At 63.7% G+C, this 17,637-nt stretch carries 10 protein-coding genes; 4 read left to right on the top strand and 6 right to left on the bottom strand.

Translation table 11 applies throughout. The features are described 5' to 3' along the window. Window positions 1-19: 19 nt before the first annotated feature. From Q7U49_RS05205 to Q7U49_RS05230, 6 genes are all read right to left on the bottom strand, one after another. A complete protein-coding gene (locus tag Q7U49_RS05205) occupies window positions 20-880 on the bottom strand; it encodes an ABC transporter permease (protein ID WP_304762812.1) in 861 nt (286 codons plus the stop codon). Between the two features lie 9 nt (window positions 881-889). After that, on the bottom strand, window positions 890-1,807 hold the full coding sequence (locus Q7U49_RS05210; RefSeq protein ID WP_304762814.1) for an ABC transporter permease: 918 nt from the start codon (window positions 1,805-1,807) through the stop codon (window positions 890-892). Window positions 1,808-1,816: 9 nt separating this feature from the next. Then, window positions 1,817-2,917: an ABC transporter ATP-binding protein gene (locus tag Q7U49_RS05215; RefSeq protein ID WP_304762816.1), complete on the bottom strand. Its 1,101-nt coding sequence runs from the start codon at window positions 2,915-2,917 to the stop codon at window positions 1,817-1,819. A 95-nt stretch (window positions 2,918-3,012) separates the two neighbouring features. Beyond that, the gene (locus Q7U49_RS05220) at window positions 3,013-4,176 is read right to left on the bottom strand and encodes an extracellular solute-binding protein (RefSeq protein ID WP_370653963.1); all 1,164 of its coding nucleotides are present in this window, start codon (window positions 4,174-4,176) and stop codon (window positions 3,013-3,015) included. A gap of 93 nt (window positions 4,177-4,269) precedes the next feature. Continuing rightward, window positions 4,270-5,679 (bottom strand): aspartate aminotransferase family protein, encoded by a 1,410-nt coding sequence (locus Q7U49_RS05225; RefSeq protein ID WP_304762818.1) that lies wholly within the window; start codon window positions 5,677-5,679, stop codon window positions 4,270-4,272. A gap of 46 nt (window positions 5,680-5,725) precedes the next feature. Then, window positions 5,726-7,093 (bottom strand): glutamine synthetase family protein, encoded by a 1,368-nt coding sequence (locus Q7U49_RS05230; RefSeq protein ID WP_304762820.1) that lies wholly within the window; start codon window positions 7,091-7,093, stop codon window positions 5,726-5,728. Between the two features lie 123 nt (window positions 7,094-7,216). On the opposite strand from Q7U49_RS05230, the gene Q7U49_RS05235 reads away from it, so the two are divergent. The 4 genes from Q7U49_RS05235 to recD are packed head-to-tail and all read left to right on the top strand — an operon-like array spanning window position 7,217 to window position 17,575. Next, on the top strand, window positions 7,217-8,695 hold the full coding sequence (locus Q7U49_RS05235) for a PLP-dependent aminotransferase family protein (RefSeq protein WP_304762822.1): 1,479 nt from the start codon (window positions 7,217-7,219) through the stop codon (window positions 8,693-8,695). 8 nt (window positions 8,696-8,703) lie between these two features. Beyond that, window positions 8,704-12,129 (top strand): exodeoxyribonuclease V subunit gamma, encoded by a 3,426-nt coding sequence (gene recC, locus Q7U49_RS05240; protein WP_304762824.1) that lies wholly within the window; start codon window positions 8,704-8,706, stop codon window positions 12,127-12,129. Then, window positions 12,126-15,809: an exodeoxyribonuclease V subunit beta gene (gene recB / locus Q7U49_RS05245; RefSeq protein ID WP_304762826.1), complete on the top strand. Its 3,684-nt coding sequence runs from the start codon at window positions 12,126-12,128 to the stop codon at window positions 15,807-15,809. The genes recC and recB overlap by 4 nt, the downstream gene beginning before the upstream one ends. Continuing rightward, the gene (recD, locus tag Q7U49_RS05250) at window positions 15,806-17,575 is read left to right on the top strand and encodes an exodeoxyribonuclease V subunit alpha (RefSeq protein WP_304762827.1); all 1,770 of its coding nucleotides are present in this window, start codon (window positions 15,806-15,808) and stop codon (window positions 17,573-17,575) included. Before recB ends, recD begins: the two co-directional genes overlap by 4 nt. Window positions 17,576-17,637 lie beyond the last annotated feature (62 nt).

Below are 17,637 nucleotides of genomic sequence, written 5' to 3' on the forward strand. Positions count from 1 at the left end.
CGAAGATAAAGAGATGAATTTAGCCTGCCTGCAGCGCGGCCAGCTCGGCGCGTGTGGCCGCCGCGATCTCGCGCTCGCGGCGCCGCGTCTGGCGTGCCACCCAGACGCTGTAGCCAATGACCACCAGCGTGACGGACACAATCAAGAGAGTGGCCGCCGCGTAAATGGTCGGATTGATGCCGCGCCGCGCATAGCCGAAGATAACTTGCGGCAGGGTGTTGACACCTGGGCCTGACAAAAATTCGGCAATCACGACGTCGTCGAACGAGAGCGTGAAGGCCAGCAGGTAGGCGGCAAAAATGGCCGGCAAGATGTTGGGCATGGTGATCAGGAAGAACACCTGAAAGGGCTTGGCGCCAAGGTCCATGGCGGCCTCTTCGATGGCGCGGTCCATTTCCAGCAAACGCGACTGGATCACGACCATGCCGTAGGCCATGCCGAGCAGGGTGTGCCCCAGCACAATGGTCAGCATGCCGCGTTGCGGCCAGCCAAAAGCGTTTTGCACCCCCACCATGAGCAGCAACAACGACAGGCCGATCACCACTTCGGGCATCACCAGTGGCGCATTGACCATGCCCGAGAACAGCGTGCGCCCGGGAAAGCGGCGGTAGCGCACCAGCACAAAGGCGGCAAAGGTGGCCAGCACGGCCGAGGCCAGGCCCGCGGCCGTGGCGATCTTGAGCGAGAGCCAGAAACCGTCGACGATCTTGGTGTCACGCGTGAGCGCTTCGTACCAGCGCAGCGAAAAGCCGGTGAATACCGCATCCTGGCGCGTGCTGTTGAAGGAAAACACGATCATGAAGCACAACGGCAGGTACAGGAACAGGTAGGTCAGCCCCATCCAAAGCTTGCCGAAATGACGACTCAGGAATTGCTTCATGGGCGGGCCTCAGGCTTTGGCCTCGGGTGCATCACCCGTGTAGTGGTAATAAATGGCCAGCGGCACCACGATGAGGCCGATCATGACCACCGCCAGCGCCGTGGCGCGCGGCCAGTTGTTGCTGCTGAACATTTCGTCCCAGACCACGCGGCCGATCATGATGTTTTCGGGGCCGCCGAGCAGCGACGGGATGACGAACTCGCCCACCGACGGAATGAACACCAGCATGAAGCCGGCGATGATGCCGGCCTTGGACAGCGGCACGGTGACCAGCCAGAACGACTTGAAGGGTGAGGCGCCGAGGTCGTAGGCCGCCTCCAGCAGCCGGAAGTCCATCTTGACCAGGTTGGCATAGAGCGGCAGCACCATGAAGGGCAGGTACACATAGGTCATGCCCACCAACATCGAGATGTCGGTGTACAGCATCTGGATGGGCTCGCTGATGAGGCCCAGCCCCAGGAAGATCTGGTTCAGCACCCCCTGGTCGGCCAGGATGCCCTTCCAGGCATAGACGCGCAACAGAAAGGAGGTCCAGAACGGCAGCATCACCATCATCAGCAAGGCCGGGCGCACGCTGGGTTTGGCGCGGGCGATGAAATACGAAAACGGGTAGCCGATCAGCAGGCAAAGCAGCGCCGTGCACAGCGCATACCAGAGCGAGCGCAGATAGGCTTCGATGTAGATGGTCTGGAACAGTGCCCCGTCATCGCCGCTGCGAAAGATGGAGCCGTAGTTTTCGTACTTGAGCTTGAGCAGGCCGGTGCTGGAATCCCAGATCGGCTTGAACGGCGAGATGTCGTTGCCCATGTCGACAAAGCTGATGTACAGCAGGATCAAAAACGGGAACAGGAAAAACAGGATCAGCCAGACAAACGGCACGCCAATCACAAAGCGTTTGCCGGGCATCGTCATACTCTGGATGGCCATGACGTTCCTTTAGTCGCGCAGCACAATGCCGGCCACGTCGCTCCACCAGAAAAACACGTCGTCTTCCCAGGTGATGTTGCTGAGGTCATGGCGCGAGGTGTTGGCCTCGGTGATCTTGACCCGGGTGCCGTCAGAGGCCTGAACGATGAAGGAGTTGTAGGACCCAAAGTAGGCAATCTCCTTGACTTTGCCCGCGAACAAGTTGTGCGCGAAGTCGGGGCGCTCCTTGCTGATCTCGATTTTTTCGGGGCGCACCGCAATCGACACCGGCATGTGCAGCGCACCGCTGACGCCATGGCCCACATGAATTTCACCGATGGCCGTTTGCACCGCGCAACGGTCGGGCTGGTCGACGCTGAGCTTGCCGTCAAACAGGTTCACGTTGCCGATGAAGTCGGCCACAAAACGGTTGGCCGGGTGTTCGTAGACCTCTTCGGGCGAGCCTACCTGCAGCACCCTGCCCTTGCTCATGACCGCAATACGACCCGCCATGGTCATGGCTTCTTCCTGGTCGTGGGTCACCATGACGCAGGTCACGCCCACTTTTTCAATGATGTTGACGAGTTCGAACTGGGTTTGCTCGCGCAGCTTTTTGTCGAGCGCGCCCAGCGGCTCATCCAGCAGCAGCACCTTGGGCTTCTTGGCCAGGCTGCGCGCCAACGCCACGCGCTGCTGTTGTCCACCCGACAACTGGTGGGGTTTGCGTTTGGCATAGGCGCCCAACTGCACCAGGTCGAGCATTTCACCCACGCGTTGCTTGATGTCGTTCTTGGGCAAGCCCTCGCGCTTGAGGCCAAAGGCAATGTTCTCCCAGATGTCCAGATGCGGAAACAGCGCGTAAGACTGAAACATCATGTTGAACGGGCGCTCGTAGGGTGCCAGCTTGGCCACGTCCTGGCCGCCCAACAAAATGCGTCCGGACGTGGGGGTCTCGAACCCCGCGAGCATGCGCAGCAGGGTGGACTTACCGCAACCCGAGCTGCCCAGCAAGGCAAAGATTTCGCCCTGATTGATGGACAGGTTGACTTCATCGACCGCCAGCGACTCGTCAAAACGCTTGACCAGCTTCTCGGTCACAAGATAGTCTTTTTTGGTACCCGCATCAGCCATGGTCAAGCCTTTGGTTCAGCACATCACACTTTTCAAAAAAAAGGGCTGTTCATACCCAACGTACAAACAGCCCTGCGGCTCGGTCCAGGTCAGATTTACTTGCCTTTTTTGAAGCTGTTGTAAGCGTTGGCCATGGCTTCACGGGCTTCGTTGCTGAAGCTGCTGGGCGGAATCATCTTGGCGAAATAATCGGCCTCGACAAAGATGGTCTTGTTGCCGGCAATTTCCGGTTTGACCATCGGCACACCGGCCTTGTTGGCGGTGGGGTAGTTCATTTCGTTGCTCATGAGTGCCGCGTTTTCGGCACGCAGGTAGAAGTCAATGAAGGCGTGGGCATTGTTGGGGTGCTTGGCATCCTTGGTGATGGCCATGGTGTCAAAGAAGATGAGCGCGCCGGTGCTGGGCAGCAGCGACTCGATCTCGTCCTTGGATTTGTTCTCGACAGCGCGCGCCGCGGCAATGTTGATGTCACCCGACCAGCCAATGGCCACGCAAGCCTTGCCGCCGGCGATGTCGTCGATCATGGTCGAACTGAAAATACGAACATCCTTGCGCACCTTGGCCAGCATGTCGGTGGCCAGCTTATAGTCCGCCGGATCATTGGAATAAGCGTCCTTGCCGATGTAATGCAGAGCCACGGGAATGATCTCGGTCGGTGAATCCAGGTAGGCAATACCGCAGGATTTGAGCTTGCTGGTGTATTCGGGCTTGAACACCAGGTCCCAGGCGTTTTCCGGCATGGGTGTCTTGCCGAGTGCCTTGGCCACTTTGGTCTTGTTGATGCCCACGGTGGTGAAGCCCCAGGCCCAAGGCACCAGGTGTTTGTTGGCGGGGTCGGTCTTGGCTGCCAGGGTGGCCATGATCGGGGCGTCAAGATTGCTCAGGTTGGGAATCTTGGACTTGTCCAGCGCCTGCAACAGGCCGCCTTCAATTTGCGGCTTGGCAAAGACCGAACCCGGCACCACGATGTCATAACCCGAATTGCCCGCCACCAGCTTGGCGTGCAAGGCCTCGTTGGTCTCGAAAGTGTCGTAATTTACCTTGATCCCGGTTTCTTTCTCGAACGTGGCAATCATGCCCTCGGGGATGTAATCGGCCCAGTTGTAGATGTTGAGTACTTTTTCTTCGGTGTTGACGGGCGCGGCTGCGGGGGCACTGACCACCGGTGCCGGAGCGACCGCAACCGGCTCTTCTTTCTTGCCACAGCCGGCCAGAACAATGGCGGACAGCGCAAACGACCAAAGGTATTTTTTCATCATGAAAACACTCCGAGAGTAAGAGAAAAATGGTGAAGGGAAACGCGAGTTTAAGTCTAGCAAAAACCAGACCAGCCAATTTTTTGGCGCAGGCGCCTAAATCAGCCCTTTTTGGGTCAATTCCTGTTGCGTCAGGTCCAGGGCCTGCCTGATCAGGCGCATCATCTCGTCGATGTCGGCATGGGTCATGGTCAACGGTGGTGCAATGATCATGCGGTCGCCCACGGCGCGCATGACCAGGCCGTTCTGGAAACAATGGCGCCGGCACATCATGCCAACCGACAGGTCTTCAGCAAAACGCTCGCGGGTGCGTTTGTTTTTGACCAGCACCAGGCCTGCCGTCAGGCCGCAGGTTTCGGCCACGCCCACCAGCGGGTGTTCGGCGATGGCTTCGAAGCACTGGGCCAGGTAGGGGCCGGTGTCGTCCCGGACGCGCTGCGGCAGCTGTTCGGCTTCCATGATGTCGAGGTTGGCCAGCGCCACGGCACAGGCCACCGGGTGGCCGCTGTAGGTGTAGCCGTGGTTGAATTCACCGCCCTGCTCGATCAAGACTTGGGCCACGCGATTGCCCACCATGACGCCGCCCAGCGGGATGTAGCCACTGGTGACCGCCTTGGCAAAGGTCACCAAATCAGGCTTGTAGCCAAATTTTTCGTAGGCAAACCAGTGGCCAAGGCGGCCAAAGGCGCAAATGACCTCGTCGCTGATCAACAAAATGCCGTATTTGTCGACGATGCGCTGGATTTCGGGCCAGTAACTGGCCGGCGGAATGATGACACCGCCGGCGCCCTGGATCGGCTCGGCAATGAAGGCGGCCACCTTGTCGGCACCGAGGGCCAGAATTTTTTCTTCCAGCCAACCGGCGGCGCGCACGCCGAATGCGTCGGCACTCTCACCCGGCAGACCGTTCTCGAAAAAATACGGCTGCTCAATGTGTGTGATGTTGGGAATGGGCAGATCGCCCTGCGCGTGCATGCCGCTCATGCCACCCAGTGAGGCCCCGGCCATGGTGCTGCCGTGGTAGGCATTTTTGCGGCTGATGATGACCTTGCGCTGCGGCTGCCCCAGCAGGTCCCAGTAGCGGCGCACCATGCGCACGTTGGAGTCGTTGCTCTCGGAGCCGCTGCTGGAATAGAACACATGCTCGAACGTGCGGTCACCCACCTTGGGCGCCAGCGCGGCCAGACGCGTGGCCAGCTTGACCGCCGGCACGTTCGTGGTCTGGAAAAAGCTGTTGTAGAACGGCAGCGTCATCATCTGGTCAAAGGCGGCTTGCGCCAGTGCTTTGCGCCCGTAGCCGACATTGACACACCAAAGGCCGCTCATGGCATCGAGCAGTTTCTCGCCTTCAGAGTCCCAGACGTAGATGCCTTCGGACTTGACAATCACGCGCGCACCCCGCGTCGCCAGGTCACCGTGGTCGGTGAACGGGTGGATGAAATGCGCACTGTCCATGGCCTGGATTTCATGGGTGGACAGTGCTTGGGAAGGTGTCAAAGCGGTCATGGTGGCGATCCTTGAGTCAACGATGAATAGCTAAACAAACGATGCGTTAAACATGCAACAGCAGGTGCTCGCGCTCCCAGGGCGAAATCACTTTCATGAACTCGTCGAACTCAAGCTCCTTGATTTCCGAGTACACGGTAATGAATTCCTTGCCCAGCACCTCGTGCAAATCCGACTCGCGGCGCAGCCAGTCCAGCGCTTCGCCCAGGCTGCGCGGCAGCGCGTAGGGTGACAGGTAGGCATCGCCCTTCATTTCGGCCTTGGGCTTGATCTTGTTCTTGAGCCCGAGGTAGCCGCAGGCCATGGTCATGGCCAGGGCCACGTAAGGGTTGGCATCGGCGCCAATCACGCGGTTCTCGACCCGTCGCGCTTCCGGCGATGAAATGGGCGAGCGAATGCCCACGGTGCGGTTGTCATAACCCCATTCGATGTTGATCGGCGCGGCGGTATTGCGCGACAGGCGCCGGTAGCTGTTCACGTACGGCGCCACCAGCACCATGGCCGCCGGAATGTAGCGCTGCAGGCCGCCGATGTAGTGCATGAAGGCCTCGGACGGCGTGCCGTCCTCGTTGCTGAAGATGTTCTTGCCAGTGGTGACATCCAGAATGCTCTGGTGCACATGCATGGCGCTGCCGGGTTCGCCGGCAATCGGCTTGGCCATGAAGGTGGCGTACATGTCGTGGCGCAAGGCCGATTCACGCACGGTGCGTTTGAAAAAGAAGACCTCATCAGCCAGGCCCAGCGGCTCGGAATGAAAGAAGTTGATCTCCATCTGGCCGGCGCCGATTTCATGGATCAGCGTGTCCACATTGAGTTCCATCTTGTCTGAAAAATCGTAAATTTCTTCAAACAACGGGTCGAACTCGTTGACCGCATCGATGCTGTAGGCCTGGCGCGAGGTCTCGCTGCGGCCGCTGCGACCAATCGGCGGGCGCAACAGGGTGTTGGGGTCGGTGTTGCGGGCGGTCAGGTAAAACTCCAGCTCGGGCGCCACGATGGGTTTGAGGCCCTCGGCGGCAAACAGGTCGCAGACCCGGCGCAACACGCTGCGCGGCGCGAACGGCACCAGGTTGCCCTTGTGGTCAAAACAGTCGTGGATGACCTGTGCGGTGGGGTCGCTGGCCCAGGGCACGATGCGCACGGTGGACGGGTCCGGGCGCAACTGCATGTCTTTGTCGGTGGGGTCGATGACGTCGTAATACGGGCCACTCTCGGGGAATTCGCCAGTGACGCCCATGGCCACCACCGACTGCGGCAGGCGCATGCCACGGTCTTCGGTGAACTTGACGCGCGGCAAAATCTTGCCGCGGGCCACGCCGGTCAGGTCGGGCACCAGGCACTCCACCTCGGTCACACGTCGCTCGTTGAGCCATTGCTCCAGATCATTGAAGTTCATTGATTTCTTGGCATTCATGTTTGCTCCAGGATGATACTGATCGCCTATTTTGCACCTTGCATCAGGAACCATTGTGCGTGCGAAATTGGTTCACAATCAGAGCCATTTAAACCTGCCACAGGGTGCCACTTCTGCCTCCTTATGCTCTCGGAACTGCTACTGACTGAAATTGCCCGGCTGAACCCGCCCGCCAAGCTGCCGCTGCACCGCCAGCTGTACGAGGCGCTGCGGCGAGCCATTCTGGATGGCAAACTGGCCGCCGGCGAACGCCTGCCCTCAAGCCGCGACCTGACGCAAGACCTGCAGTTGTCGCGCAACACAGTGGTCGCGGCCATCAATCAGCTCACCGTGGAAGGCTACCTGGTCAGCCACATTGGCAGTGGCACCTTCGTCAGCGACAACGTGCCCCGACTGCCCGCCCCGCCGCACCGGGGTGCACCCAGCGGGCAGGCCACCCTGTCGACGCGCGGTCTGGCATTGAGCGGCAGCTTTTGCGCCACCGACCTCGAGATCCAGCCGTTCACACCGGGCATTGCCGATTTCAGCGCGTTTCCGGTGGGCTTGTGGCAACGCCTGCAAAACAAGCACTGGCGCATGACCTACCCCGACATGCTCGACTACAGCAGTTCAGGCGGCTACGCCCCGCTGCGCCGCGCGGTGGCCGACTACCTGCGGGTGTTTCGCAGCGTGCCGCTCGACCTGGAACAGGTCATCATCACCAGCGGCACCCAGGAGTCGCTGGTGCTGTGCGCCCAGTTGCTGGCCAACCAGGGTGATGCCGTCTGGCTCGAAGACCCGGCCTACTGGGGCGCCGTCAAGGCCTTCATGGCCACCGGCCTGAAGCTGCACGCGGTGCCGGTGGACGAGCAGGGCATTGCGCCCCAGCCCGCTGATGATGCCGAGCCGCCGCGCCTGATTTACGTGACGCCCTCGCACCAATACCCCACCGGGGCCGTGATGTCCTTGCCACGGCGCCACCAGATCCTGTCGCTGGCGCGCCAGCACCGGGCCTGGATCCTGGAAGACGATTACGACAGCGAATTCCGTTTCAGCGGCCCGCCGATTTCCTCACTCGCCGGGCTCGACACCGACCAGCGCGTGATCTACCTGGGTTCGTTTTCCAAGGTGCTCTACCCCGGGCTCAAGCTCGGCTACATGGTGGTGCCCAAAGGACTGGCCGCCGCCTTCAAGCGCGCCCACTACGACCTGAACCGCCCCGGCCAGATGCCGGTGCAGGCCGCGCTGGCCGAATTCATCGACATGGGGCATTTCGCCAGCGCCCTGCGCCGCGCGCGCCAAAGTTACGCCCAGCGCCGCGCCAGCCTGCTGGCCGCGCTGCAACCCTGCCTGGGGCCGCTGGCCCAGATCACCGGCGCCGAGCAAGGGCTACACCTGTGCCTGCGCCTGCCCGACACGCTCGACGACAAGGCGCTGGCACAGCAGCTGGGCAAACTCGGTCTGACCGTGCGCCCGCTCTCCAGCTATTGCCTCCAGCAGACCCGGCTGCGCGGCCTGATCATTGGTTATGGCTATGCGCCGCTGGCAGAAATCGAGCACTTCGGGCCCGTGCTGGCCCGAACCATCGCGGGCGCGCTATCACGCAGCGGCGCTTCGGTATGAACGCAAACATGACTGAGGTGACCGCCCCCGTTTTCAAGTCCGGCTTCATGGTCTTGCACGGCAATCGGCTGGAAGACCTGCGCGACCTGCTCAGCGAATTCCTGCGCGCCCAGCCGCTGCCACCGTTGGTTCCCGAGGTGATTCTGGTGCAAAGCAACGGCATGAAGCACTGGCTGGAAATGGCGCTGGCCGACGACGCGGCCCTGGGCATTTGCGCCGCCACCCGACTGGAACTGCCCAGCGGCTACCTGTGGCAGGTCTACCGCAGCGTGCTGGGCGCGGAGACCGTGCCCGCGCACATGCCCTTTGACAAAAGCCATCTGGTCTGGCGACTGGTTCGCCTGTTGCCCGTGCTGGCCGACAGCCAGCCGGTTTATGCGCCGCTGCAGCGCTACTTGGCGCTCGATGCCGACGGCCGCAAGCTGTACCAATTGGCGCTGCAGGTGGCCGACGTCTTCGATGCCTACCAGAGCTACCGCGCCGACTGGCTGGCGGACTGGGCGGCTGGCGACGACGTGCTGCGCGGCCATGATGGCCAGCCCGGCGTGCTGGCAGACGCCCACGCCTGGCAAGCCCGGTTGTGGCGCGACCTGCGCGCCGATGTCGGGCCCGGGCTGGCCGATGCCTCGCGCGCCAGCGTGCATGCCCGCTTCATGGCCGCACTCCAGGCGCAGCTGGCGCAAAGCCAGACCACCGGTCAGCGCCCGGCGGGCTTGCCGCCACGCCTGGTGGTGTTTGGCATCTCGTCACTGCCGATGCAAACCGTCGAGGCGCTGGCGCAATTGGGCCAGGTCTGCCAGGTGCTGATGCTGGTGCAAAACCCGTGTCAGTACTACTGGGGTGACATCGTGGCCGGCCATGACCAGTTGCGCGCCCAACTGCGCCACCGCCAAGCCGCCCGGCCGGTGGCCAGCGACAGCCATCCGCTGCTGGCCTCGTGGGGCAAACAGGGTCGCGATCACCTGCATTTGCTGGATGACTTTGACAACGTGGCGCAGTACCGCCAGCGCATGCACCGGGTCGATGTGTTTGTCGACCCCGCCGCCGGGTTGGACACCCCGACGCTGTTGAACCAGTTGCAGTCGGGCATCCTGAACCTTGAGCCAGCCCACAACGCGCTTGACGCCAAACGCAAGGTACCGCCGGACGACGACAGCATCCGCCTGGTGACCTGCCATGGCGCACAGCGCGAAGTCGAGGTGCTGCATGACCGGCTGCTGGCCTGGTTCGACGCCGACCCGGCTTTGAGCCCGCGCGATGTGATGGTGATGGTGCCCGACATGGCAGCCTTTGCACCCCACATTCAGGCGGTGTTTGGCCGCTTTGCCGCCGGACAGGTGCGGCATATTCCGTATTCGGTGGCGGACACCACGCCGCGCCAGTCGCCGCTGGTGCAGGCGCTGGAGCAGCTGCTGTCACTGCCAAACGCCAGGGTGTCGCTGGCCGACTGGCTGGGTCTGTTTGAAGTGGCGGCAGTGCGCCAGCGTTTTGGCCTGGATGAAGCCGATGTGGCGCAATTGCACGACTGGCTGGCCCAGGCCGGCGTGCGCTGGGGCCTGGACGCCCACCACCGCATGGCCTGGGGTGTGCCGCCGGGGGTGCCTGGCCTGGACCAGAACAGCTGGGCTTTTGGCCTGCGGCGCCTGCTGCTGGGTTACGCCGTGGGTGCCGGTGCACCCTGGGGTAACACCTTGCCGCAGGCGGCCCTGAACGGGCTCGATGCCAGCGTGATCAGCGCCCTGCTCGACTGGGTGGAGGCCGTCAACCAGACCCTGCAGGAACTGTCTGGCAGCCAAACGCCCAGCCAATGGGGCTTGACTCTGTCCGGCATCGTCGCGCGCTTTTTTGCCGCCGCTGATGACCTTGATGAGCGGCTCATCCAGCGTTGCCTGGCGCCGCTGGAGGTGTGGCAGCAAGCCTGCGACGCGGCGCAGCTGGAGACCCCGCTGCCGCTGGACGTGGTGCGCGAGCATTGGCTGTCGCAGATCGAAGAAAGCAGTTTGCAGCAGCGCTTTTTTGGCGGTGGTGTGCAGTTTGGCACCTTGATGCCGATGCGTTCGATCCCGTTCCAGGTGATCTGCCTGCTGGGCATGAACGACGGCGACTACCCGCGCCAACAAGCCCCGCGTGACTTCGACCTGATGGCGCAGAGCTGGCGCGCGGGTGACCGCTCGCGTCGCGAGGACGACCGCTACCTGTTTCTGGAGGCCATTTTGTCGGCGCGGCAAAAGCTCTACATCAGCTGGCAGGGCCACCGCGCCACCGACAACAGCGAACAACCGCCCTCGGTGCTGGTGGCGCAACTGCTGGACTACCTGCAGATGGGCTGGCAGGGTGCGCCCAAGCCGCAGCAGCAACCGCTGCAGGCGTTCTCTGAAGCCTACTTCTTGCAGGATTCGCCGTTTGAGAGTTACGCCAGGGACTGGGCACGGGTGCATGAACAGCCCGCGCCCCAGGCGCCGCAGGCCGGCCCCCCTGCCCTGACCGCCCCCAGCGCATTGACGCTGGCCGACTTGCGACAACTGCTGCGCCAGCCGGTCGAGGTGTTCTTCAAATCGCGCCTGAGAGTTCGGCTTGACACGTTGGAAGAGCTGGAGCAAACCGAGGAGCCCTTCGCGCTCAATGGCCTGGAACAGTACCAGGCGGGCCAGGCGCTGCTCGACGCGACTGAGCTGCCCCAGGCCCTTGAACACATGAGGCTGTCAGGCCAACTGCCGATGGCCGCCTTTGGCCAGCGCCTGGCCACTGAATTGCAGGCCAAAACGCAAGTGGTGCTGGACCGGCAAGGCGAGTGGACGCTGCGGTATCCCGAGCCTCTGCCAGCGCAATCGATTGAGCTGCAGGTGGGTGGCATCAGCCTCACCGGCACGCTGGAGGGGCTTTACCACGGGGAAGGCGGCTGGCTGCAAATGAACCAGCGCGTCGGCGCCGTGCTGGAAGGCGAAAAAGAAGCGCGCACGGCACGCGCCCATGTGGTGGTCGGCCTGTGGCTGCAGCATCTGGCGGCCTGCGCCAGCGCCATGCCGCTGACCAGCGTGCAACTGGGGCTGGACGGCCAGGTCATCTTTGCCCCCCTGCCCCAGGCCGACGCCCTGCGCCTATTGCAGGGGCTGGTCACGGCCTACCTGGCGGCATGGGAGCGCCCGCTGCCGGTGGCCTGCAAATCTGCCTGGGCCTACCTGCAAGCCCAGGCGCAGGCGGCCCGGCAGGCTGCCACCGATCCCGACAAGGAGCCCAAAGACCCGCATGAGGCGGCCCAGGCCGTCTTCGAGGGCGCGCGCCGCGCGGGTGAACGCGCCGAGTCGGCCTACCTGGCGCGTGCCTTCGAGAGCTATGACGAGATCGAGGCCGAGTTGCCCGACTGGGCCGAGCGCCTGTACGGTGACATGGCCCGCCACATTCAACTGACCCCCAGCGATGGCGGGAACACATGAGCGCCGTCCAAAAGCTCGATCCGCTGACCCTGCCGCTTAAAGGCCTGCAGGTGATCGAGGCCTCGGCCGGCACCGGCAAGACCTGGACGCTGGCGGCGCTGTATGTGCGCCTGGTGCTGGGCCATGCGCCCGGTGGCAGCAACACCGACCGGGGCTTGTACCCGCCGCAAATCCTGGTCATGACCTTCACCGACGCCGCCACGGCCGAGCTGCGCGGGCGCATCCGCGCGCGCCTGGCGCAGGCGGCACGCTACTTTCATGACGGCGAGCAGCCCGGTTTTGAGGTCGATGATTTCCTGCGCGCGCTGTACGCCGAGACCGATGCCGGACAACGGCCGGCCTGCGCCGAGCGGCTGGACGTGGCCGCCCAGTGGATGGACGAAGCCGCGATTTTTACCATCCACGGCTGGAGCAGCCGGATGCTCAAAACCCACGCCTTCGACAGCGCCAGCCTGTTCCAGCAAAGCCGGGTCGAGGACAGCGCGCAGCTCAAGTTGACTGCCGTGCAGGACTATTGGCGCAAGTGGTTTTACCCGCTGTCGGCCGATCAGATCGGCGCCTTGCAGGCAGTGGCCAGCAGCCCACAGGATCTGCTGGACCAACTGGGACCACTCTGGGCGAAAGAGGACAAGGCGCCGCAGCCAGCCACCGCGCCGGAGCTGGGAGCCAGGGCGGCAGAGCGTTCTGCTGCGTGTCCCCCGCCCTGCGGGCTCCTCCTTTTACCTGCGCAGAACGCTCTGCCGCCCTGGCTCCTAACGCCCGATGTCATCATCCAGGCCTGGGAGCTCTGGCACACCCAATGCCAGGAACTGGACAAACTGGCGCACGCTGCTTGTACTGACGACGTGATTGCGTTGCTCCGTGACACCATTGCTGCCAAAAAACTCAAGGCCTATCGGGCCGATTGGCCAGGCAAGTTGGCCGAATGGGGCCAAGGCGGCGCGTTCAGCCAACTCGACAAAAAAGCGCAGGGCGCTGCCATCACGCTACTGCAACGGTTTTCACGGCAGACATTGCTCGACAAGGGCTGGGCTGACGCCGCGCAACACAGCGCCTTTGCCCACATCGAGGCCCTCAGCGAGCATCTTGCCGCCGAGCCCGAAGTGGCCGAGCAGTTGCTGGCCCACGCCGCGCATGAGGTGGGCGCAGCCTACGCCCGAGCCAAGGCCCGCCTGGCGCAGTTCGACTTTTCCGACCTGTTGCAAAACCTGTACCACGCGCTGCAGGCACCCGACGGCCGCCTGGCTGAGGCCATTCGTCAGCAGTTTCCGGTGGCGCTGGTCGACGAGTTTCAGGACACCGACCCCTGGCAGTATGGTGCCTTGAGCAAGATTTATGGCGCCTCTGACGGCTCGCCCCACGCCACCGGCCTGATCATGATTGGCGATCCCAAACAGGCCATTTACAGCTTTCGCGGCGCCGACCTGGCGACCTACCTGGGCGCCCGCCAGCAAGCCCAGGCCATTCACACCCTGTCAGGCAACTTCCGCTCGACCGCGGGCCTGGTGGCGGCAGTGAACCATGTGTTTGCCCACGCGGTCAAACCTTTTGGCGACGTGCCTTATGAGATCGTAACCGCCTGCAATGACCAGGTGCCGCCGCTGCAGGTGGCGGGCCTGACCCAGCCCGCCATGACCGTCTGGCAGCTGCAGCACGCCAGAATGCCGCGCAAGCCGGTGCTGTTGCGCCAACTGGCCGAGGTCTTTGCCACCCAAATGGTCGGCTTGCTCAATGCGGGTGCCACCCGACCCGGCGCCATGGCGGTGCTGGTGAAGAACTGGGTGGAGGCGCGCGCCATTCGCGCCGCCCTGTCAAACCGTGGCGTGCGCAGCGTGTATTTGTCCGAGCGCGACAGCGTCTTTGCCACGCCGCAGGCCACCGACCTGTGGCGCATCTTGCGGGCCGTGGCCCAGCCGCGTGATGCCCAATACATCCGGGCCGCGCTGGCGACCGCGCTCTGGGGACTGCCCTGGAACGATCTTGAAAACCTGTTTCAGGATGAAGTGGCCTGGGACGAGATCAGCGAACGTTTTCATGGCTGGCAAAAAATCTGGCAGCGCCAGGGCTTTCTGCCGATGCTGCACCATCTGCTGCACGAGCAGTCCATTCCGGCGCGGCTGCTCAAGCAGGGCGACGCTGCCAGCACGCAGGGCGAACGCCAACTGACCAACCTGCTGCATCTGGGCGATTTGCTGCAAAGCGCCAGTCTGGGTTTGCAGGGCGAAGGCGCGCTGCTGCGTTACCTTGAAGACCAGTTGCGCGACCCGCAAGCGAGCGGCGACACCGCGCAATTGCGCCTTGAAAGCGACGCCGATCTGGTGCAGGTCATCACCCTGCACAAGGCCAAGGGGCTGCAATACCCGCTGGTGTTCCTGCCTTTTGTGGCCAACTACCGGCCGGCTGACAAGGCTGAAGACGAGCCGCAGCGGCTGGCCGAAGACATCCGCCTGCTGTATGTGGCGCTGACCCGTGCCGAGCAAGCGGTGTGGCTGGGCATCACCCCGACCCGGGGCGACATGGACGGCAAGAGCCCCAAAGTCAAAAGTGCGGTGTCGGCGCTGCTGGGCCGCCAGACCAGTGACGACCTGGCGCAGTGCCTCAGGGCGTGGGCGTCCGAACACATCGTGGTGCAAAACGCACCCGTACCCGACGACAGCGCGTACACGCCGCAGGCCCCCGCCAAAATCTGGAAACCGGCGCTCACACCCCGGCGCCAGTTGCGCAGCCGCTGGTGGAGCGCCAGCTTCAGCGCGCTCACGCGTGATGTGGAGACCGCCAACCCGGCGCCAAACCCCGGGTCCGCGCTGGACGAACGCCTGGGCGATGCCCGGATCGACAGCGCCCTGCCCCCGTCATCGCGAGCAGAGCGCGGCAATCCATGCCAGGACGATCAGCCCGACCTGCTGTCCCCGCCGTTCAATGCCTTCCCTGCCGGCAGCCACTACGGCACCCTGCTGCATGACCTGCTGGAATGGCAGGCGCAACAGGGCTGGCCCGCAGCGCAAAACAACCCGCCCGCAGCTGTGGCCTTTGAGTGGCAAAAGCTGCTGGCCCGCAAGGCGCAGGGACTCAAGCTCGATGCGACCGAGTGCGATGTGCTGGCCGCTTGGGTGCCCGCCATCGTCAACACACCGTTGCCGCTGACAGGGTCATCCAGGCTGGTGTTGGCCAGCTTGAAACCTGTACAACACTGGGCCGAGATGGCTTTCAGCCTGAAGGTCAGCGCCCTGGACAGCGCCCGGCTTGACCACCTGATCGCTGCACATGTGCAAGTCGGCCAGCCGCGCCAAGCCATGCAGCCCCGGCAACTGGAGGGCATGCTCACCGGCTTCATGGACCTGGTACTGGAATTTGAAGGACGCTACTACGTGCTCGACTACAAGTCCAACAAGCTGCCGGGCTACGAGCCGGCGCAGCTGCAGCAGGCCATGCTGGCGCACCGCTACGACGTACAGTACACCCTGTATTTGCTGGCGCTGCACCGCTTGCTCAAATCACGCCTGGCCGACTACGACTACGACCGGCATGTGGGCGGTGCGCTGTACCTGTTTTTGCGCGGCATTGACCAATCCGGCGCCGGGCTGTATTTGGACCGGCCGCCCAAAGCCCTGATCGAAGCACTTGACGCGGCGTTCTCCGCCCGCCCCGCGCGCGCCGAACCTTTGGAGGCTGCCCCATGAGCGCCTCATTGGCTGAAAACGACACCCTGGCACTGACCGGACTGGACCGGGCCCTGGTGGCATTTCTGCAAGCAGTGCAGCCCAGCTTGGAGCCGCTGCACGGCGAACTGGCGGCCCGGGTCAGCCAGCAGTTCGGCCTGGGCCACGCCTGTCTGGACCTGAGCACGCTGGCGCCTGAATTGCGCCAGAGCGCGGCCAGCCTGCCCTGGATTAAAGGCCCCAACAGCCCGCTGGTGCTGGACGGTGCAAGGCTTTATCTGCGCCGCAACTGGAGCGCTGAGCAAAGCATCCGCGCCTCGATTGCCGCCCGTCTTGCGCAGCCCTGCCCCGTCCCCGAAAACCTGAGCGCGACACTGTCGCAGCTGTTCGAGGAAGGCACTCAAACTGCCGCCCCGGATTGGCAAAAGGTGGCTTGCGCGCTGGCCGCGCGCAAACGCTTCACGCTCATCACCGGTGGCCCCGGCACCGGCAAAACCACCACCGTGGTGCGCCTGCTAACCCTGCTGCAAGCCGACCCGGCGCGCCAGCACTCGCCCTTGCGCATCGCGCTGGCGGCCCCCACCGGCAAGGCGGCCGCGCGGCTGGGCGAATCGATTGCTTCAGCGGTGCAAAAGCTGCCCGAGCCGCTGCGCCAACACATCCCGACCCAGGCCGTCACCCTGCACAAATTGCTGCAAGTGCGCAGCAACCTGGCGCAGGACGCCGTGCCCGAGCTGGCCGTGGACCTGGTGGTGGTGGACGAAGCCTCGATGATCGACCTCGACATGATGGCCCGGCTGCTGGCCGCCGTGCCCTTGAGCGCCAGCCTGATCCTGCTGGGCGACAAGGACCAACTGGCCTCAGTCGAAGCGGGCGCCGTGATGGGCCAACTCTGTGCCGGTGCCGACCTGGGCCGCTACACCCCTGACACGCTGGCCTGGCTGGCACAAACCACCGGGGCCGACCTGAGCGCCTGGGCCGGTGACGGCTCAAGCCTGGCGCAGCAAACTGTGATGCTGCGCCTGAGCCACCGCTTTGCCGACGACAGTGGCATCGGCCAATGGGCGCGCGCGGTGAATGCGGGTGACAGCGCCGGGGTCGCCAGGCTGTGGCGCCAAGCCCCTGACTGGCGCCGTGACGCGTCAGCCAGCGTCACCCGGCTGCAACCCGGCCAGGCGCATGACCCGCGCCTGAAAGCGCTGGTGCAGCAGGGCTGGCAAGCCTGGCTGCAACAACTTGAAAACGTCAAATCCAGCGCGTGCAGCGACGCACAGGCGCTGGCCGCACTCAAGGCGTTTGCCAACTTTCAGGTGCTGTGCGCGGTGCGCGACGGCCCCTGGGGTGTGGACAGCCTGAACCAACGCATCGCCAGCAGCATGGGCCTGCCCGCCGAGGGCTGGTACACCGGCCGCCCGGTGATGGTGACGCGCAACGACTACAACCTCAAACTGATGAACGGCGACGTCGGCCTGTGCCTGAATCACACCAGGGGACTGCGCGTGGCCTTCCCGGACGGCCAAGGCGGCATGCGCTGGGTGCTGCCCGCCAGGCTGGACGCGGTAGAAACCGTATTTGCCATGACCGTGCACAAGTCGCAGGGCTCGGAGTTTGACCATGTCGCCCTGGTGCTGCCCGACCGGCCGGTGGCGGTGCTAACGCGCGAGCTGCTTTACACCGGCATGACGCGGGCCAAGGAACAGCTGACGCTGGTGGTGCCGCAGGCCCAGGTGCTGTGGCACGCGGTCGCGGCCCAGGTGCTGCGCAGCGGTGGGCTGACTGACCTGTGAATTGCATGAAGTCAGCGGCGTTATGCCTCACACAGGAAATTTCTGAGGGGCTTTCAGTTTTC

This window comes from Rhodoferax sp. (assembly GCF_030653815.1).
Classification (GTDB): Bacteria; Pseudomonadota; Gammaproteobacteria; order Burkholderiales; family Burkholderiaceae_C; genus Rhodoferax.

Excerpts from the sequence above, each read along its gene's own strand:
- Q7U49_RS05205 (WP_304762812.1), bottom strand. The coding sequence starts at position 880 with ATGAAGCAATTCCTGAGTCGTCATTTCGGCAAGCTTTGGATGGGGCTG.
- Q7U49_RS05210 (WP_304762814.1), bottom strand. The coding sequence starts at position 1,807 with ATGGCCATCCAGAGTATGACGATGCCCGGCAAACGCTTTGTGATTGGC.
- Q7U49_RS05215 (WP_304762816.1), bottom strand. The coding sequence starts at position 2,917 with ATGGCTGATGCGGGTACCAAAAAAGACTATCTTGTGACCGAGAAGCTG.
- Q7U49_RS05220 (WP_370653963.1), bottom strand. The coding sequence starts at position 4,176 with ATGATGAAAAAATACCTTTGGTCGTTTGCGCTGTCCGCCATTGTTCTG.
- Q7U49_RS05225 (WP_304762818.1), bottom strand. The coding sequence starts at position 5,679 with ATGACCGCTTTGACACCTTCCCAAGCACTGTCCACCCATGAAATCCAG.
- Q7U49_RS05230 (WP_304762820.1), bottom strand. The coding sequence starts at position 7,093 with ATGAATGCCAAGAAATCAATGAACTTCAATGATCTGGAGCAATGGCTC.
- Q7U49_RS05235 (WP_304762822.1), top strand. The coding sequence starts at position 7,217 with ATGCTCTCGGAACTGCTACTGACTGAAATTGCCCGGCTGAACCCGCCC.
- recC (WP_304762824.1), top strand. The coding sequence starts at position 8,704 with ATGACTGAGGTGACCGCCCCCGTTTTCAAGTCCGGCTTCATGGTCTTG.
- recB (WP_304762826.1), top strand. The coding sequence starts at position 12,126 with ATGAGCGCCGTCCAAAAGCTCGATCCGCTGACCCTGCCGCTTAAAGGC.
- recD (WP_304762827.1), top strand. The coding sequence starts at position 15,806 with ATGAGCGCCTCATTGGCTGAAAACGACACCCTGGCACTGACCGGACTG.